Consider the following 19,197-nt stretch of genomic DNA (forward strand, 5'->3'; position numbering starts at 1 on the left):
AGAATCAAGATATTGATTGCAAAGTTCAAAAAGGCTCATTTTAATACTGCTATTATCTTCATCATTGATACCAACATATTGAAAAATACGCATGGATATCTAGTGTTTACTCAACAATCAATACACCTTTATACATTTGCATCTGACAATGAAATGGATACTCACCCTTTTCCAGAGCCGGTAATGATATCGTCGTGGGCTTATCCAGCGCTAAATCCTGGCTAATCTCCAAGTCGGGTAGCAGGACTGTGGCTGAACATCCGGATTTATCTTGGCGTAAAAAAGTTATCTCTGTTGGTGTATTAGCCGAAATTTTAATTCGTGCAGGCGTATACACACCGTCTTTAACCAGTATCAATGTACTAGCGTCAACACTAGAATCCTTTGTCGGTTTATATAGCCAAAACCACCAAATGATAAAACCGATTAATGCGATACACAGTAAATTAATTAACATATTGAAGCTCCTAGTGTTCTTTGGCTTTAAACAAACGTAAACGGTTAGCGTTACTCACTACGGTAAGTGATGAAAAGGCCATCGCAGCCCCGGCAATCACTGGATTTAGCAAAATACCAAAAACAGGGAAAAGCACACCTGCTGCTAAGGGAATACCCGCGACGTTGTAAATAAACGCGCCAAACAAGTTTTGTTTAATGTTGCGCAGCGTTGCTTTACTAATGGCTATCGCATCGGCTAAGCCATGAAGTGATCCGCGCATTAAGGTAATATCAGCGCTTTCTATCGCCACATCAGTGCCTGTTCCAATAGCAAAGCCAACATCGGCTAACGCTAATGCGGGGGCGTCATTAATCCCATCGCCGGTCATACCAACCACTTCATTTTGTTGCTGAAGTTCAGCCACTTTATTGGCTTTATCTTCTGGCATGACTTCTGCGAAAAAATCATCAATACCGACTTTTTTAGCCACTGCGGCGGCGGTCGCTTTATTGTCCCCGGTTAACATTATCACTTTGATGCCACTGCGTTTCAGTCTCGCAATCGCTTCGATTGAATCAGGCTTTATCGGATCTGATACCGCAATAATGGCCAGTAATTGCCCTGCAAGCGCTAAATACATTGGTGTTTTAGCATTTTCAGCTAACACTTGGGCCTTAGCTTCATTGAATCCAATATCAATATTTTTGTCTTGCATTAATTTTAGATTACCAAATAATAATATCTGGCCATCCACTTCAGCTTCTACACCTTTACCTGAAATGGCATTGAAGTGCTCAGTGTTAATGGCTTCAATACCTCTATCATTCGCACTTTCAACAATCGCTTGCGCGAGTGGATGTTCGGAGTGACTTTCAATTCCAGCAGACAAGGCAAGTACCTGCTCTTCACTGTCTGCATTAACCAAAATAATATCGGTAACTTGCGGTTTACCTTCGGTAATGGTGCCGGTTTTATCTAATACCATGGCGGTTATTTTAGACGCGGTTTGCAATGCTTCACCGTTCCGAATAAGCACTCCCGATTCAGCCGCCTTACCAACGCCGACCATCACTGACATTGGCGTTGCGAGTCCTAACGCACAAGGACAAGCAATAATTAATACTGTTGTTGCAGACACGATGGCAAATACACTCGACGGCTCGGGGCCAAAGTTAAACCACACCATGGCACTGACTATAGCGATGATCATAATGGCGGGCACAAAGTAAGCGGCTATAACATCAGCTAAACGTCCAATCGGCGGCTTAGAGTTTTGCGCCCGTTTGACCATACTAATAATGCGCGCCAGTGCAGTATCTTTACCTACACGAGTTGCTTTAAATATGATTGAGCCTGATTTATTCAAGGTGCCAGTGACCACATCGTCACCGATCACTTTTTCAACAGGCATTGGCTCACCAGTCAACATTGATTCATCAATGGTGCTGTTACCTTCAATAACCACCCCATCAACTGGGATTTTTTCGCCAGGGCGAACTTTAACGTGATCATTAAGTAATACATGAGCAATATCGATGTCGAGGTCTTTTCCATCACGGATTACCCGAGCAGTTTTAGCTTGCAAACCAATAAGACGCTTAATCGCTTCAGAGGTTTTACCGCGCGCTTTAACTTCGAGTGCTAAACCAAGATTAATTAAACCAATAATCATTGCGGTCGCTTCAAAGTAAACATGCCTTGCCATCTCGGGAAATAATTGTGGAAATGCAACTATCAACATAGAGTAAACCCAAGCAGTACCGGTACCTAAGGCAATGAGGGTATCCATATTGGCGTTATGGTTTAAAAATGATTTCCATGCACCGATATAAAAATGCCTACCTGATATCAGCATAATCGCAAGAGTCACCACACCAACCAGTCCCCACACCACTTGTTCGAATAGGGTTGATACCGTCATTTCGCCAATAAACAGTCCATAAATCATCAACGGAATACCGACGGACAAAGCGATAATGGTATGGCGTAATAAACTTTTATAATGTTGTAAATCAGCCTGTTCTTTCTCGTTCATGGCATCATCTGCCGACTCCGCCTGTATTTGAGTAGCATTATAACCAGCGCTTTCAACCGCTTTTATAATCAACTCGGCAGATGCTTTACCGTTAACCAGTACCGTTCTGTCCGCAAAATTCATCTCGGCCGAATCAACGCCTTCTACGCTGTTAATCGCTTTTTCAATTTTGCCAACACAACTCGCGCAGCCTGCGCCGAGGATATTGAGTTGCATAAGTGAGTTTTTTGTTTGATTCATTACTTAACCTCCGTTGACGCTAATATAATGTGGTCAAGCTGAGTAACTGTTGTTGTCTGAGTATCAGCTTGATGTGTACTGTCAATCAAATGGCAAACCATATTTCCTGTAGGCAAGTTATCTGGCATAGTTGACCATTGTTCAACGGCCTGAAAAAGTCTTGCTCTTAATTTCATTGTTTTATTAAATTGTTCTTCAGTTTCATCTAACTTTTGTTTTACTAATTCACGTACAAGGTGGCATGCACTTTCACCATGGTCAGTGTTAGAAAAAATCAACTTAATTTCTTCAACCGAAAAATCAAGCTGACGAGAACTTATGATAAATTGCATACGGCTCAAATCTTTCTCGCCATAATATTTATATCCATTATCAGGTGACTTACAGGGAGAGAGTAGACCTATACGAGTATAAAATCTAACAGTGTCACTGGTTACATTGAGTTTTTTAGCTAATTGATTAACCTTCATAAAACCTCTGAAAACACTAAATTTATTTTCAGACACCAATTTGCGGTTCGATGACTCGTCCACTTTTTAGTAGTCTATTTATAAATTGAGGGTGCAGATTAATAGCACCCTCACAGTGGTGCTAATGACTCATCATTTTTCTATGTTGCTTCATGATAATAGCCATCAATTCTTCGTGATTTACTAAGGTGACAGTTTCATTACTCATACTTGCACTATTAAGAGTTATGACTGGAGATGAAATGAAGCTTTTTGCATTTTTCGCAGATAAAATATCCTTTGTACTAACCTGAATATCTTCATCATTTGTTAAATTTAAACTCCAATATAATGAGTCTGACTTAACAAAGTTTGTATCATCTGCTCCCGCAGTGAATACTTCAAAAAAACGTAATTCGACTAAATGCTGTCCTTGTTTGATATCAATTGTGCTCGACCGATCAGTTGGCTGCCCATCAATGGATGTAAATACTAAATAGTCCGGCAATGAAATAGTGGCGGCCATAGACATAGAACTGACAGCAGATAAAAGTGTAATTGCGATAAATTTTTTCATGAGAAACTCCAGATGCTTTATGATGCTCATAAGTAAACGAGCAACGAAAATCTTTATAAATTAATATAGGTGGTTAATTAAAATAAAGAATTAAGCAATTGGAGGGGGATTTTGACTTCCAAGCGAAGCCGGAGTTGATATCCATAAAGTCGAGTTAACTTTAGAACTTGTGAATAGATCATTAACTAAATTTGAATCTGATAACAAAACAAATGCATTAGCGACTGCATGGCAATGGCTAATACAGTGGCTTGAATCTTCGGGACAACAGTTATCCGTATCATCACAATCATTGTCCATCATAACTGAATGTGACATAGAGCTAGTTTGCATACTTGATTCGGACATTTCGCTAGACATAGCATTATTTGGCATTAATAACTGTGTTATTAATGCCAATATAACTGCTAAATTTAACAAAATCTTAGTCATGCAATTGTATCCAGTTGAATTATGTTATTAACCTTAGCAAATTTTAGAATCTAATTCCATGACATAAGTCACAATCCTAGGTCTATTAAAAGATTCAACTTACTATCTATTTCCAGTAATAAATTATGCGTTCTCTGAATGATTTAATTTCATAACATGGTTACCCCCCCTAACCCCACGTCTTTGAATACTGTATTTTGTCTAAAACCGTACATACCCCAAAATACGAAAAGCATTCTAAAAAACTCACAGTCAAGGTTTTTTGAACAATAGAACACGTTATATGCAACAACACAATAATAAGTTTATGTATTTGATTAGCAAATACTTAAATTGAAAAATTTTACTATTAATATGACATTTTGAACTTTTAAAACATAGACAATTTGTAGTTGAATGAAAATATTACGTTTTCCATTAATTAACAGTACTAGCTTAATTTTATACATTGTTCTAAGTCACATTTATATTCAAGAAATTACCAGCGCTACCTCTTAATAGGTATCATTAGATAAATTTCATATACTCAGGGCGGCTTTATGACGATTTGTAGAACAATGTTGTTATCCTCTATTTTTTTACTTAGCGCATGCGGGAGTGATTCAGATAGTGCTGTGACGGTAGCAGAACAAGTATTACCTCAGGGACAATTCTCTTTAGCTATTTCTGATTCACCTATGGCTGGAGTTTCCCATGTTGGTATGGTCATGGGAGAACTGGTCATGACTGATGCTGAGGGGGTAATCCATAGACATGATTTACAGGATATGGCATTTAATCTGCTCGATTTTCAGGGATTGGATAGCCATCTTGTAGTCGATAATATCGACTTACCTCTGGGTCAGTACCATGATGCCTATGTCACCATCCAACAGGGCGATGGTAATGACGGCTGCTATGTTGAAGATGGCCAGGGTCGACATGGTTTGTATGTTGACAATGGGCAGCTTCCAGTTTCAGACTTTGAAATAGTAGCTGACCAGCATATTTCCATCACGATGGAAATTGACTTATATCGTGGCCTATCATATCAACAAGGAGAATACCATTTAGATCATCAAGCTATGTGGTCCGTCGATAATCGGTATATGGGCCACTTGTTGGGTGAAGTAGATCCTCAATGGATCGCCGATTGCGAGACAACTTACTCCGACCGGACTCCGATTGGGGGACAATTTAGTCACATTGCCTATCTGTATCCTGAAGATATTACTAATATAGATCAAATGACGGATATGAGAACCAATCCTCCTGAGGGGGTAACTCTACCGACTGCGGTAAGTCCTATGATGCGGGATATTGACGGCAACTGGCACTTTGCCATGGGTTATTTGCCAGCTGGAAACTATCGGGTCGGCTACAGCTGCTTAGGTCATTTAGATGACCCTGTCACCAATGATATGACTAGTGGTCAATTTGTCATGTTCAAAGATTCTGGTTCAATTACTATAGAAACAGGAACACAGGGAGGCCAGCAGACAGTACATGAGTGCGGTAACGGCAATGGTGGTCATCACGGACACCATGGCGGCTAGCCAAATGAGTCAGGCTCCCATTCACTTGGGAGCCTCCACGACCAAAAAGATAGTAAGCCATGTTAATGATGATTATCATTAAATCGAAATATGAGCAGATGCCCAGATCCATTATGGTTAATTGGCAGCCCTGCATATAAAGTGACAAAAACCAAAAGAGGTTAATCATCAGCCACAACTAAAGAGTCTTTATGATTTTGTTACTTTTCTTGTTGGAAAATAGCTCTTAGTCTTCTCTTATATAGCTTATTTTCCGGACCCATACTGACTTCTTCAATAGCGTCAATAAAACCTAGTATTAAATTCATAGTCAGTTGAAGGAAGTATGTGCCATCACATTCATTATCAAAAATCTAAACGTAATAGAGCGTAAATAATTTATGTGTCTAGGCTCATTTCTGGACAGAAACGTTTTAGAAAAGCCAATGTTTCAATTTACTTTTTATAAAAGTTTACCCTGCCCCCACTAAATCATTGACCGGCATTTGTAGATGGCTTCGGCCTTATTCGAAAATGCTAACGCTTACGATGGGGCGTCCCTTCCCCTCGAAAGCGAGCTGCCCGTCCATGGCCAGCTCACGTCATTTTCTTCAACGGCCTCAAGTTCAGAGTTGAATAAGGCATTTATGAACTAGAACAATAACTGTGGTGTGATATACATTGCCGTTGAACGTGACACAACATAAATAAATGAGTATAACTATTAGAGGTTTAGTTGTGATTATCAAACTAATAAAATGGATTTCAGTACTATTAATTTTTAGTAAGGTATTAACGGATTATGAAGCGTAGATTTTTTTTATATTTTTAATGATGATTTCTGCTGTTTCTGGATGCAGCAGTATTCCACTAACAACAATGTATAAAATGATGAGTGTCAATCCGCTAGAACTTGAACCAAGTGAGATAGTTGTCGCGGTTCAAGCCCCTAATGGAATCGTGATTAGTAATAACGACGTAGTGATTAAGTTTGAATTCACAACGAATGACCCAAACTATAATTTTGAGGACGAGTATTTTGTAAAATTGAATACTCAATACGTATTACCTAATGAGTTAACACAAGAAATAAATCGGGACAGTACGTTTTATATTTTGCAATTGAGTCAAGATGATACGTTAAAAATGCTTCGAGGGCAGGAGCTTGTAAAGAAATACAGAATGAACAATAGCGATGGCGGAGGAAGCTTTAATCTTAGCGTCGAGTCTGTATGTAAAAATAGTCAGTTTTCTGTTAAAAATAATGAATTAAACGTGTTTTTAAAACTTAATGAGAATGATGAGTTTTTTACCTTTATGGAAGACGTTAACGTGTTAGAGATCGGTGAAGACAAATCGGGTTATATTAAACCTATTAGGTCTTGCACATAGCTATGACCGTTGTGGCGCTTAATCCATACCAGACCAAGAAGAAACTGTATTGGCTAACGAAAGTTGGACATTACTTCAGAAGTTATCTAGCTTATTTTTGGACATTAATGAGTTAGTGCAAAGGGTCTAAGAATATGTAGTGGGATTAGTAAATGTATGGGTATCAATTAAAGTTTACACTGACCCCCACATTTCAATTATTGCTTCTCAATCTACCTTCTTAGTATTTTCTACCTTCTGTGTATTTTCTACCTTCTTAGTATTTTCTACCTTCTGTGTATCTACTACCGTCTTAGCATCGCCTGCCTTCTGAGAGGTTAAAACGGCCTTCTCTTTATTAACATCATTTACTGAGTCTGCTGACTTAGGCTTCCCCAGAGTGAGATATCCAATAACAAAAGAGATAACAACAATTGAAGCCGTTGCCATCCACCATCGAACATACCTTTTTATCTGGATATCAAGATAATCTTTATTACTTTTTAACACTGGGTCAACAGAGTCATCAATTTCACTATCCATTATTATCTTTTTGTAATTAAGATTTAGGATGTCCTTAATTGTTCTTGAAGCAGCTTCAAATCGTTTTTTAGCCTCATGCGCTGTCATTACTAACCACATAGATGACACTAGACAAAGTATGATTACAATTGCTAGGTAGACACCAGAAAAAATATTTTCACTCCCGTTGTCCTTTACTCCATTGACAACAACCACTGTCAATATGAATGTTAATATAACAAATACATTGTTCTTGAAGACATCCAGCAAATCATCCGCTATTGCATAGGTTTTAGTTGTTGACTCAATGATAATCTCACCAATTTTGTTCTTCACATCCAAATAATTTTGAATATTTCCCTTGAGATATATCTGATAATTAGATCTAACCGTATTCCAAACCTCATTATCAAACTTAATACTCCCACTATCATCCAGATGGATAGAAAGTACATTTCTCAACAAGCCAATTTTATCTGCGCAGGATCCACCTTCAAATGACCATGACATGAGTTTATATAGCACTTTACTATCAGCTTCCACGTCAGCGAACGACACGGAATCACAAGAAATTGTTTTAAAACCACAAATTCTATAGGCAAGCTCGTTTTTGGACTTGAAGCCTGAAGCATTAGCCATGAAGATGAGGGATAACACCCCACAAGCCTTACTGAAAAATTTATTTATTTCATGATTTTCTGCATCAACTATCAAATAAAAGTCACTCGGAACAATTTTTAAATTAACATCCGTTATATTTGAGTTTTCACTAAGCATCCCCAATAAAGCGGATCTTTTCTTGTCATTCAAAAAATCTGACTTTACTATTGGTTGGCCTGATGAATAGAAGTACATTCCACTTGAATTAAATGGAACTATTGTGGAGAAAGCTTCAAAAAATAATCCATTACCATGAATAGATGAAAGAGTTATGAATATATCTTTCAGAGGAGAGTCATTCAAATGTTTTGCGAAATGTTCCATGAAATACACTGAAACAGTGTTTTCATTGATGACCTTTTTCACATCAACTATTATCTCATAGTCATCTTCGTCTTCATTAGCAGCTAGGTGATCAGTTAACTCCTTAAAATGTTCTGACGATGTATTGGATATCTTGGTTGTTGCGCCAGAAATCTCTAAAAACAACTCAAAACTATCTCTACTAGAGAGTGTTTTCAGCTCATCAAAGAGCTTTGTGACAAATGCACACTGTGAGTTATTTAAGCTAGCTTTTATATAAAGCTGGTCAAAAGTTTCTTTAACCTCGAAGCTAGCCAACGAACTATTTGCAGAAAAGAAGTCATAAAGCATAAATCTAAACTCTTTCTTTTTCAGTGAACCGTTTAAAACCTTCAGGAGAGCTAATGACTACCAACTCTTTACCTGAAGCTGTCTTTTCTGACCAGATCTTATCATCTATGTTTTCGATTCCCCCTTCAACTGTTAAGGATATTTCCTTCGATAACTCATAGCTTGAACGTCTGAAAGTAACCAGTTCTGGTGCCAAAGTAAATCGTGTATCAAAATTCTTCTTCTCAGGCAGAGAATCTAGTTTTTCTCTTATCTGCGGCAACTTTATTTTTAAGTCATTATCGATTGGTTCGTAGTTACCAAATGTATTTTCGACAAACTCATCGTACTTCATTTCACCATTCTGCTTAAAAGCTGCAATAGTGGCATTTCTCAAAACATTATGGTCTCTAGGGAAAGCTTTCTTTATTCGGTCTACTTCTCTCAAGACTTCCTTAGAGGCGGTTTCTGTGTTTAGGGCGTTAGTTCTTAATTCTTTTAATTCAAGAAAGTCGCTCCACCAATAATGAGAGGGTTTGCTGTTAGTATCATAAACAAAGACATTATGAGGAATCCCATCTACATCAAAGTCAACTTTACAAGCTTTATAAATTTTCTTAGCAACAGAAAGACCTATTTTCTTTTTAAAATCAACTTCATCAAGAAATACCTGATGTTCAAGCTTTACACCTAAATAAGATATAAACGAGCCATTTCTGTACAAAAACTGCAAGAAACTCCCCTTTTTCACATGGCCTTTACCACTCTTACTTAAATGCCCATAACTCTTATCTGTCTCCACTTCTTTATCTAGTAAGCGATTAGTGTAGTGGTCAAGTAAAATTGGCCACGGTTTTAGAGTCATTCCAATATAAACGTTCTGACTCATTTGGCGTTAACCCACCATTATATTGATGGGGTCTAGTTTCACTGTAATATCCAGTGATGTAATTTGTGATCGCTTTGTCTGCTTCTGTAAAATTCCCATAGCCACTTGCGGGTACCCATTCAGATTTCAAACTTCTAAAGAAACGCTCCATTGGTGCGTTATCCCAACAATTCCCGCGTCGACTCATGCTTTGCTCAATCTGAAGACGCCATAATAGCTGTCTGAACTTCAAGCTTGTGTAATGTGAACCTTGGTCGCTGTGATATATCACACTCTCAGGTTTCCCCCTTAACTCAAATGCCATTTTCAAGGCTTTAGAGGTCAGCTCGCTGTCAGGCGATAATGACAAAGCCCACCCAACAGGTTTGCGGGCAAATAAGTCTAGAACAACCGCTAAATATGCCCAACGATTACCGACCCAAACATACGTTACATCGCCACACCACACTTTATCCGGTTGAGTTACGGCAAACTGCCGATTAAGCGTATTCGGGATAGCGACATGCTCTTGTGCAGCTTTCCTATAAGAGTGCTTAGGCTGCTGGCAGCTCAATAACCCAAGCTCTTTCATTAGATTACGGGCTCGATAACGACTGAGATTAATCCCTTTGTTAGTAACTAATTGCGCTATCGTTCGAGCACCGGCAGAGCCATTACTAATACGATGCGCGGCCTTCACTTCACTGCATAAAATTGTAAAATCAGCATCGATATGTTCTTTTCTTTTTAGCCAATATTTATAGCTACTTCGATGCACTTTGAATGCATTACAAATTGTGAGAATAGAGTGGCTCTGCTTGAGTGCGCTGATCAGCGTAAATTGTTCATCGAGTCTGACATCAAGAGAGCGGTAGCCTTTTTTAGGATTAGATTATGCTCCTCAAGACGCGCTATTTGCTTCTTCAGTTCACGGATTTCAATTTGTTCTGGGGTAATCGGAGATGCTTTGGGAGTGCCACCCTGGCGTTCTAATTTTAACTGCCTCACCCACTTATCCATAGTCGATTTACCCACGTTCATTGCTTTTGCAGCTTGAATGATTGTGTGGTTTTTATCGAGGACTAATTGGGCTGCTTCAAGTTTGAATTCAGCGCTAAATGTTTTTCTGGTTGTCGATCTCATGTGCTCACCTAAAGTTATCTACGAGGCAATAATATCACCTCTATTTAGGTGGCCAAAATAACTATGCCACTACATAGCAATATTGGAAGCAAAAAGGTTGGTAGTGAGGTCTCTATCTCGATTATATGATTCAAGTGCTCTATAAAACTCTGTTGTCTCTCTAACAAAGTCGTAAGCCCGCTTCTGTTCTTTATCATTTATTTCATCAAGTAGATCAGTTAGGTAGCCTTCTAAATCTGAATGTTCGTCTGATATAGGTATAAGGTGGCAATCTTGCGACTCAACATCGATCTGATGCAAAACGGTACTGACAATTCTTTGTACTTGAGGCTGAGACTGGACTAGGGCGCTTGCTTTAGGTTCTTCAGACATAGCTAATTCCATTTTACTACCTTACTATTAGAAGTTTATTATTTGGTCATATTACTAGCTTTGTATAATTTTGACAGTGATAACGTGCAAAAATCAAGGAAAACAGGAAGTAGTAAACATTAGTATATTGTTCTGCGTAACAAAAATTCTTAGTTTGCAAGTAATTCTGCTAGAGGTTCGGATACATCTTATATTGGCATGTCCTTAGCGCTGAACCTGCGAAAGTTTATCAAGCAAACTGATAGGACAGACATAGCCTTTTTAGATTATCAAACTCTCCCTTGTTCAGATTAGCTTTCCTATAGACAAAGCTTTACTCACCCTATTTACCTTTTGAACTGCGAAACTCACAATGGGGCATAAATAATTTACGTGTCTAGGCTCATTTCTGGACAAAAAATAAGTTTATTGACACTATAAAGTTTGTACAGTAAATGATAATTCGAATCCATTTCACATTATAGATATGAGGCATGACATCTCGTTTGAAATCTTCATCTATACCTGACATGACCAGCTTGCTTTGCGCATAAATACATACCTAGATTATTTAGAGCAGCTAGAGGATTGCAGATAAAGAATAAATATCTTTTATGCTCATCCCCCGAATAAACCATCTATGTGAACTTGAAGCCTTTGAAAATGCTCTAATTCACCATTGCAAATGAAATCTATTGGCTTGTTACCATTGAAAGGGGAATTATGATTTACCATATTAATAAAACCATAGATGTTTTTAGGGTTGTTAAATGTTAGCCGTAAGCCAGCATGAATATTCAGGATATAGCTTATTCTTTCAACTTGCTCTTTGCTCAAACACATTTGCTCAAACTCAAGTGATTCATAGTTCTCAGGCAATTTAAGTAACTTTTGAATTTCCTGTTGGCTGCAACTCCATTTTTCCAGGATCCTCAATGCCGTTTTAAAACCAATTCGAACAACTTTTGGATCATTGCAATCGATTTCTTTCATATGTATCCCTCAATAACTGACCACATAATCTAACCACTAAAATTAAAAATATTCATTAATTTTACTACTATTTTTTATACACCTAGCTTGGCTAAAAAGATATTTTTTCATGTTCATTTGGAGATACAGGACCAAGGTAGTTCTGCTTGTGTTCGCTGAGTAATGTAAATTTCTATTGAGTCTGACATTGAAAACCTGTAGTTTTTAGGGTGCGTTTATGCTCCTAAAGAAGGGCAATCTGCATTTTTAGTTCACAAATTTCAATTTATTTCGGAGTAATAGGATATGCTTTTTGGGGTAATCCAGACGTTCTAATTTTAGCAGTCTCCACCATTTATCAATAGTCGATTTACCAACCTTCATCGCTTTCACTGTTTGGATGATAGTATAGTTTTTATCGAGAACTAGTTGGGCAACATCGAGTTTAAATAAGTACTAATTTTTTCATTTCCTATCATCAGAATTATTTTTAGAAATAAATACTTAGATAGATTTTGGAACAACTAAATTGACTTTAGACTTTCTGCAACCGACCAAAATACAACGATTTTCAGAAGAAATACTCCCAGCCAAAACTCGCTTCGCATAGCTGTATTGTCGTGAATGCTTTTCTTGTTTGATAGAGCGGAAGTCGTTTGACATGAGATTTATACCATAAAAGTTAGTAGTTAAGTTATACGCTCTGTAGTGTTTATTGCAAGATTTATCACTTCAGATAATAACAACATGATTATGATCCAATTCTAATCCCTAGGTATTGGCGCGATAAATACTATAATGATCTTACCCTAAATAACATGCACATCTTTACGGATCCTATTTATGTTCACCAATCTGAAACAGCAGCTCTTATGTGAACCGTTCTTGGGGTAAAACGTTATCCGTTATTATGCCAACCATATGAAGATCGTGATTAAGGTTAAATTGACGAAACTGCTAATATAGATACATATAGAGTCATATAAAACAGCAAATAGACGATGGCTGTTAGATTAGGCTGTAATCATAATCGTAAATTAACACCCAATGCTTGCAGATGTTAGCCATGGTTTATATTGAGCTTTCGGAATGCAAATGTTAATTATTACAGAGGATTTACCTTTGAGTTTTTATGAAAACAACATTCTTCCACACATTATAAATTGTGCTTGTTCTTCAAGTGTCATCATGGAGCTTAGGCAGAAAGTTGTGCCTTTAGCTTATGGCAATGTTTTAGAGATTGGTATGGGCTCTGCTGTTAATATGGTTTTGTATAATCCTATGAACGTTAATATGATATGGGGCCTTGAACCTTCTCCTGGGATGCGTAAAAAAGCGCGGAAAAATTTAGCGAAATCGCCTATTCAGGTTGAATGGCTAAGTCTCCCTAGTGAACAGATTCCTTTAGATGATCAATGTGTTGACTCAGTTGTGTTAACTTATACTCTTTGCACTATTGCTGATTGGCGTGCCGCTATGCAGCAAATACATAGAGTGTTGAAGCCTGATGGTAAAATATTTTTCTGTGAGCATGGAGAAGCACCTGACGATTCAATTAAAAAATGGCAACATCGTTTAAATCGCTTATGGGGTAACGCTTTTGGTGGCTGTAATTTGAATAGACCTATGATTGACAATATACAAAGCAGCGGCTTTAGTATCGATTGGTTTGAAAGTGATTATATAAAGGGAGTGCCAAAGTTTGCATCGTATATTAGCTGTGGTGTGGCGACTAAAAAGACCTAACAAGAGAGTGGGGATATAAGGTGGTTTAAACTGGTCACTTTAATTTCAGTACTTAGTTTTGTTATCCTAGTCGAGGTGATGAGCATAATGATCTAGATTAAGATAATAGGCGGGAACTGGGCAGTGCTATTTTGGTCTATTTTGGTCTATTTTGGTCTATTTTGGTCTAGAATTTAGTCGCTAGAATTCAGGCGTTATTAATTTCGTGTCATTGAGGTGAATTAGTCGTTCTAATCGTTAATCTCTCTTGACTAGATAACCGAATTTGAATCCCATCGACTGTGGTAATCCGCTGAGCTTCAATATCTTTTTTACGCACCTTGTAACTGTTTGTCATCGCTTCAATAGGTGATGTAATTGTAACTTCAACGACGGTATTATCGTCATACCAACTCCAGCCCCAATAGCCTGCAGAGGCTAACATCGACACAGCAATCATAGTGTAAATAATTACTCGACTAAGAAGAGGCGATTTTTGTGCATCTACCATATCTGCGATGCGATTAACTTTATGCCCTCGTCCACGGCGCAAGTAGACAATAGCGCCAAGGATTACCAATATTGTCACTAGAATTTTTGTTAGCACGTCATCTTCCACCAATTAATAATTAACCACAATTATACAGTTTATTGAATAATTTAACGTTATCTAGCACACATCAATTGTGCTAATTAATATTGATTACTCAGTTGTAAATATAGCCACATAGGGACACTTCCGACGAGGATAATATCGTGATCGTTTATTAAGCTGTGATGACCACTCTAAATGACAATAGCTTAAGTCTTCAATTCTTACTATGCCTCACAGCCTAGGATGACAGCTGCAATGGTAACAAATAACCCATCAAAAAATGGGTTTAATTTTACTTGCCTGACGAGGAACATCGATGCATTAAAGTGAGTTGATTCATCAGCAAGACTCATACAATACTCCTTAAAAAAAGAGTCGTAATGTCACAACAACATTAGCGAGTTAGATAGGTTATCTAATGGTACGAAAAAACATTCCCGCTCTTGTCTTGGTAACTGCGAGTAATGAGTTAATTAAAAGAGTCGACCAAATCAACTCATTATTAAGCGGATGATTGATACCGCTAATAATGAGAACTTGGCAATATTTTTATATACGGATTAATTCATCTATTTTCCTGTTGTAAGGAGGATTGATTTAACCAATGTATGCTGGTAAGTTATTAAAAATATTAATAATTAAACACGTGTTACTATTGCGCGGTTAAATGTGTTCCGGGTATTTACCGAAACTCTGACTATTTTCACAAATACGCTGTCATAGACAAACTTATTAACTCAACGGAGTGATAGATGAAGTTGTTCAAATTGGCTTTAATTTTTGTAGCGGCCATATATTTATCTGGATGCGCATCTGGTGCAAAAATGAAAAATATGACGTTTCAGGGTGAACAAAAATCCTACTTTGATGTATTAAATGACAACATAGAGCTATCAAATGTCTCTGGTGGTCAAAAAACAAATCCACTGTGGACATCAGAAATTAGCAGTGAAGCCTTTTCTGGTGCTGTCAGGGGAAGCCTGCAAGCACAGGGATTATTGTCTGATGATGGTCGATATAAACTGGTTGTGAATATGCTTAAAGTAGATCAACCTATTTTTGGGTTAGATTTTGAAGTTACTACTCATGTTCAATATTTACTGACCGATTCGGCAACCCAATCCATTGTGTTTGACGAAACCATCATTGCACCGCACACAGCAACATTTAAGGATGCCTTTGTTGCGGTAAAAAGGCTTAGATTAGCCAATGAAGGTGCTGGAAGAAAAAACATTGAAGCACTACTTGATAAATTATCTGCGTTACAGATAGATAAGAATGAGGTATCACTAGTAGAGTAAAAAATGCATGGCCTCAAGCTTATTGCTTAGTCTGCTGTAAATTTTAGCTGACTTATTCGGTAGGCTTTTGTTTACTCGGCTCGCAGTTATTTTTTAAAGTGTTAGATTGATATAAGCATCCCCCAAATCACCTAGCCAGAAATTAGTCGAGCAATAGCTATCTAATTTCTAGTTTGGTTATATTTTGTTATTACCAGTTGGATACAATCCCCCATATTATTCTGAAACAACTATTGATGGTTATTTTTATTTTCATGAGTAACTTTTACATAGTAAAAAGTAATAATTTGTAAAAACTACAAAATAATTATATTAAAATATTTCATTTTTTATCATAAAATATAAATGTTATATTTATCAGGTGTTTATTTTTTTGTTGCTTCGGTTTAAATGTGGCATGCCTTTCGCTTTATTAAAATAGAGTCGCTAATATTTAGGCATGTTTTTTTATTAATGTTATATAAATTGACCCAATCTATTTATCGTAATAGTGTGTTAATTGGACAGTTTTTATTGCCCCTATTTATTTCAGCGTAATATCACTCTATAAATTTTGTATTTAAGGAGATTAGAAATGGCTACAACAAAGGCAAAAAATCAAGATCCACAACAGAAAATTGAAGATGCTTATCACTTAGCTGAAGAAGCGACTTCAGAGGCTGTTCATTCCTTGAAAGATAAAGCGAAAGAATCATTGGGTGAAGGCACTGAAAAAGTTAAATCGGCAACAGCTCAAACTGAAAATCTTATTAAGGAACACCCTTTATTAAGTGTCGGGTGTGCTTTTTTAGCGGGATGGGCGATTTCGAAACTTATAAAATAGCAAAGCGGCCGGAGGGGTTTTATTATGGAAAACACTGAGAAAGTGTACAGTAAAGATAAAATCTCCGATGGCTCACAGACCGATCCTCACGTTAACTCTGATGAAATGAACGTAAACTCCGATGACTTAAACGTTGAAGAAATTAAAGATATTTTTAATAAGGCATCGAAATTAGCTCAAGAGGTTGGACAGTGGTCAGAGTCTACAGTCCAACTTTTCTTTATGGAAATATTACGAAATGTTGCCGCAGCAAAACAGTTTCTTGTTTGCCAGCTTTTATTTATTCCATTGTTAGTTCTCTTTATCTTCAGTTTATGTGTTTGCTCTGGGATCGTGATCTACAGCCTCACTCACAGCATATTTATTGGCTTAGGGGTATTTCTACTCACAATGATGTTGGTTTTAGTTGGCTTGCTGTATTGGCAAAAACGGCTTATTCGTTTTTTTGGCTTCAAAGACACTGTCTCCCAATTAAAGGAGGGTATCGATGTCATCTCTAAAGCATCTAAATCATTCGATTAAGTTAACACGTGTGCAGGGGAAAGACTCTGTTAGGCAGTGCGAGTTAACGCTTAATTTATTACTCCATTCTGTCAAAAAGCAGACTCGAAAGCATCCTTTTGGGGTCACAGTTGGTGTCACCATCGCCACGATTGTCTTTGCTCGGTATAGGAAAAGTATTAAATCTCTTTATCCTATTGCTTCTCTAAGCTTTAATTATGCGAAACAACATCGCAATTCAAATCCTCAAGAATAAAAACCAATCAATCATGATGATAGCCATTTTCTTGCCCATTATATGATCGAGTCAATACTTTGAACTGTTGTGAGTCTGGATAACTGTCAGTGTGACCAATCGCAAATATTTCAAAGATGTTAATTATTTACTGATTAAAGTCGTGAGTCATCACATACAAATAATGCTGATTGTTTAATAATCAGCTTAATTATTTAACTCAATGACGTTTAATATATCAACATGACCACAAAAGATATCATCGATGAAGAAGTCACTTATCCGTCGGATTATATGATCCTTTCAACAACCGATTTAGACAGTATTATTACTCATGTTAACGATGACTTTATGACGGTTAGTGGTTATAAAGAAGATGAGCTAATTAATAAACCCCACAATATAGTACGCCACCCAGATATGCCTAAAGCTGCATTTAGTGACCTATGGGACACCATAAAGCAAGGGGAAAGCTGGATGGGATTGGTGAAGAATCGCTGCAAGAATGGTCAGTATTATTGGGTTAACGCTTATGTGACCCCGATTAAACGTAACGGTATTATTTGCGAGTATCAGTCGGTAAGAACTCAGCCTGAAGCAGAGCTGACTGAACGTGCTCAAGCCTGTTACGATGCAATTAATGCTGGTAAAGCTGCTAAGCCTAAGCTTGGCGCCAGTATTATTACCAAACTTTTTTTCGCTTGGTTGCTATCTGTTGGGTTGTTGATGTCCTTGCCTTACTCAAGTGGTTTTTTCACCGTCGTCGCATTTATTGTTGCCATTATCTGTTTTTGTCGGCCGCTTTATGTTCTTAAACAGCGTTTTAGTAACATATTGATATTAAGTGAAACAATACATAATAATCCACTAAATCAATTTGTTTATACAGGTTATACCGATGAGCTTTCTCACATCGAATTAAGTCTACGGATGCAAAAAGCTGAAACGCTGGCGGTGGTTGGACGTATAAAAGACAGTGGTGAGGAATTACAGCAAGGTTTAGAAGAGCATCAACAACAAAATCAAGCCAATCAAAATCAGTTAGTTACGCAATCACAAAACCTTGAGCAAGTTGTCACAGCCATCGGCCAAATGAGCTCGTCTGTTACTGATATAGCTAAAAATACGACAAATTCAACCACAGAAATTCATAACTTAGTTGAACAAATAGAGTCAACTAAGGTGGCATTAGCCAGCAGTCAAATCGCGACTACGGAAATTAATAACTTATTGGAAGAATCTCGTATTGCTATTTCTTCGCTGAATAAGCAATGTCAAAATGTAAACCAAGTTGTCGAGGTGATCGAGAGTATTGCACAGCAAACAAACTTGCTTTCGCTCAATGCCGCCATTGAAGCCGCTAGGGCTGGAGAGGCTGGTAGAGGGTTTGCTGTGGTCGCGGATGAAGTGCGTAACTTGGCCAGTCGCTCGGCAACTTCTGCTCATGAAATACACGCTATTATAAATTCACTTAGTCGTACAACTGCAGAAGCCGTTGCACAGATGGAGCAAAGCCATTTGTTAATAGATAAGAGTATTGATTCTAGTCAAATACTCGAGAAAAGCCTGGTTTCGGTTAGTGAAGTGATGAGTATTATCGAAAGTAATGGCGAGCAGATTTCAGTGGCGGCAGAAGAGCAAGCTGCTGTTGTTAATCAAATTTATAACAACGCGATGATACTACAAGATGGCATTAATCAATTTGAACAAAATTGTCATAATGCAGCAATACATAGCCAAGAAATTAGTGGTCAGGGTATACGTCAAACAGAGTTGGTAAATCAATTTAATTAGATTGTAATATCACAAAT

Annotated in this window: 19 protein-coding genes and 1 pseudogene; 7 read left to right on the forward strand and 13 right to left on the reverse strand. The window is 37.6% G+C overall.

All coding sequences use genetic code 11. The annotated features are described in order from the left end of the window. Window positions 1-106: 106 nt before the first annotated feature. The 5 genes from AAEY98_RS00130 to AAEY98_RS00150 all read right to left on the reverse strand — a co-directional run bounded on the left by AAEY98_RS00130 (window position 107) and on the right by AAEY98_RS00150 (window position 4,172). Window positions 107-457, reverse strand: coding sequence for a cupredoxin domain-containing protein (locus tag AAEY98_RS00130; protein WP_037425971.1), 351 nt, complete (start codon window positions 455-457; stop codon window positions 107-109). Window positions 458-467: 10 nt separating this feature from the next. Next, entirely contained in the window at window positions 468-2,714 is a 2,247-nt protein-coding gene (locus AAEY98_RS00135; protein ID WP_351014396.1) for a heavy metal translocating P-type ATPase, read from the reverse strand. Next, window positions 2,714-3,184, reverse strand: coding sequence for a MerR family transcriptional regulator (locus AAEY98_RS00140; RefSeq protein WP_351014398.1), 471 nt, complete (start codon window positions 3,182-3,184; stop codon window positions 2,714-2,716). The genes AAEY98_RS00135 and AAEY98_RS00140 overlap by 1 nt, the downstream gene beginning before the upstream one ends. 121 nt (window positions 3,185-3,305) lie before the next feature. Next, window positions 3,306-3,740, reverse strand: a complete 435-nt coding sequence (locus tag AAEY98_RS00145) for a DUF2057 family protein (protein WP_124018410.1) — start codon at window positions 3,738-3,740, stop codon at window positions 3,306-3,308. Between the two features lie 90 nt (window positions 3,741-3,830). Then, window positions 3,831-4,172 carry a hypothetical protein gene (locus AAEY98_RS00150; RefSeq protein ID WP_123884658.1) on the reverse strand — a complete coding sequence of 114 codons (342 nt, stop codon included), beginning with the start codon at window positions 4,170-4,172 and terminating at the stop codon, window positions 3,831-3,833. Window positions 4,173-4,711: 539 nt separating this feature from the next. Here AAEY98_RS00150 and AAEY98_RS00155 point away from each other — a divergent pair. After that, window positions 4,712-5,707 carry a DUF4382 domain-containing protein gene (locus tag AAEY98_RS00155; RefSeq protein WP_351014400.1) on the forward strand — a complete coding sequence of 332 codons (996 nt, stop codon included), beginning with the start codon at window positions 4,712-4,714 and terminating at the stop codon, window positions 5,705-5,707. Between the two features lie 810 nt (window positions 5,708-6,517). After that, on the forward strand, window positions 6,518-7,078 hold the full coding sequence (locus tag AAEY98_RS00160; protein ID WP_351014402.1) for a hypothetical protein: 561 nt from the start codon (window positions 6,518-6,520) through the stop codon (window positions 7,076-7,078). A 207-nt stretch (window positions 7,079-7,285) separates the two neighbouring features. On the opposite strand, the gene AAEY98_RS00165 is transcribed toward AAEY98_RS00160, so the two are convergent. The 6 genes and pseudogenes from AAEY98_RS00165 to AAEY98_RS00190 form a co-directional block, all read right to left on the reverse strand. Next, window positions 7,286-8,893 carry a hypothetical protein gene (locus AAEY98_RS00165; protein ID WP_351014404.1) on the reverse strand — a complete coding sequence of 536 codons (1,608 nt, stop codon included), beginning with the start codon at window positions 8,891-8,893 and terminating at the stop codon, window positions 7,286-7,288. A gap of 4 nt (window positions 8,894-8,897) precedes the next feature. Beyond that, window positions 8,898-9,761, reverse strand: coding sequence for a hypothetical protein (locus AAEY98_RS00170; protein WP_351014406.1), 864 nt, complete (start codon window positions 9,759-9,761; stop codon window positions 8,898-8,900). Next, window positions 9,706-10,883, reverse strand: a protein-coding gene (locus tag AAEY98_RS00175) for an IS3 family transposase (RefSeq protein ID WP_351014408.1) whose coding sequence is annotated in 2 segments (ribosomal slippage) — window positions 9,706-10,625 and window positions 10,625-10,883 — 1,179 coding nt in all. Because the reading frame shifts where the segments join, the coding sequence is not laid out codon by codon here. The genes AAEY98_RS00170 and AAEY98_RS00175 overlap by 56 nt, the downstream gene beginning before the upstream one ends. A gap of 69 nt (window positions 10,884-10,952) precedes the next feature. Next, the gene (locus tag AAEY98_RS00180) at window positions 10,953-11,255 is read right to left on the reverse strand and encodes a hypothetical protein (RefSeq protein WP_351014410.1); all 303 of its coding nucleotides are present in this window, start codon (window positions 11,253-11,255) and stop codon (window positions 10,953-10,955) included. Between the two features lie 597 nt (window positions 11,256-11,852). Next, window positions 11,853-12,227: a hypothetical protein gene (locus AAEY98_RS00185; RefSeq protein ID WP_124018447.1), complete on the reverse strand. Its 375-nt coding sequence runs from the start codon at window positions 12,225-12,227 to the stop codon at window positions 11,853-11,855. 268 nt (window positions 12,228-12,495) lie between these two features. After that, window positions 12,496-12,656, reverse strand: a pseudogene (locus AAEY98_RS00190) (transposase); the annotation flags it as partial. A 645-nt stretch (window positions 12,657-13,301) separates the two neighbouring features. On the opposite strand from AAEY98_RS00190, the gene AAEY98_RS00195 reads away from it, so the two are divergent. Further along, window positions 13,302-13,952 (forward strand): class I SAM-dependent methyltransferase, encoded by a 651-nt coding sequence (locus AAEY98_RS00195; protein ID WP_242445107.1) that lies wholly within the window; start codon window positions 13,302-13,304, stop codon window positions 13,950-13,952. A 208-nt stretch (window positions 13,953-14,160) separates the two neighbouring features. Here the strand turns inward: AAEY98_RS00195 and AAEY98_RS00200 are convergent, their stop codons facing one another. Together AAEY98_RS00200 and AAEY98_RS00205 are read right to left on the reverse strand one after the other, a co-directional pair. Continuing rightward, window positions 14,161-14,538 (reverse strand): hypothetical protein, encoded by a 378-nt coding sequence (locus tag AAEY98_RS00200; RefSeq protein WP_351014413.1) that lies wholly within the window; start codon window positions 14,536-14,538, stop codon window positions 14,161-14,163. A 212-nt stretch (window positions 14,539-14,750) separates the two neighbouring features. Further along, a complete protein-coding gene (locus tag AAEY98_RS00205) occupies window positions 14,751-14,879 on the reverse strand; it encodes a hypothetical protein (protein ID WP_351014415.1) in 129 nt (42 codons plus the stop codon). Between the two features lie 399 nt (window positions 14,880-15,278). Here AAEY98_RS00205 and AAEY98_RS00210 point away from each other — a divergent pair, with 399 nt between their 5' ends. From AAEY98_RS00210 to AAEY98_RS00225, 4 genes are all read left to right on the forward strand, one after another. After that, on the forward strand, window positions 15,279-15,827 hold the full coding sequence (locus AAEY98_RS00210; protein ID WP_174839625.1) for a hypothetical protein: 549 nt from the start codon (window positions 15,279-15,281) through the stop codon (window positions 15,825-15,827). 574 nt (window positions 15,828-16,401) lie between these two features. Then, window positions 16,402-16,650, forward strand: a complete 249-nt coding sequence (locus tag AAEY98_RS00215; protein WP_101086109.1) for a hypothetical protein — start codon at window positions 16,402-16,404, stop codon at window positions 16,648-16,650. Window positions 16,651-16,674: 24 nt separating this feature from the next. Then, on the forward strand, window positions 16,675-17,172 hold the full coding sequence (locus tag AAEY98_RS00220) for a hypothetical protein (protein WP_351014416.1): 498 nt from the start codon (window positions 16,675-16,677) through the stop codon (window positions 17,170-17,172). 457 nt (window positions 17,173-17,629) lie between these two features. After that, on the forward strand, window positions 17,630-19,180 hold the full coding sequence (locus AAEY98_RS00225; RefSeq protein ID WP_351009885.1) for a methyl-accepting chemotaxis protein: 1,551 nt from the start codon (window positions 17,630-17,632) through the stop codon (window positions 19,178-19,180). Window positions 19,181-19,197 lie beyond the last annotated feature (17 nt).

Source organism: Shewanella sp. AC91-MNA-CIBAN-0169 (genome assembly GCF_040310165.1).
In the GTDB taxonomy this organism is placed as follows: domain Bacteria; phylum Pseudomonadota; class Gammaproteobacteria; order Enterobacterales; family Shewanellaceae; genus Shewanella.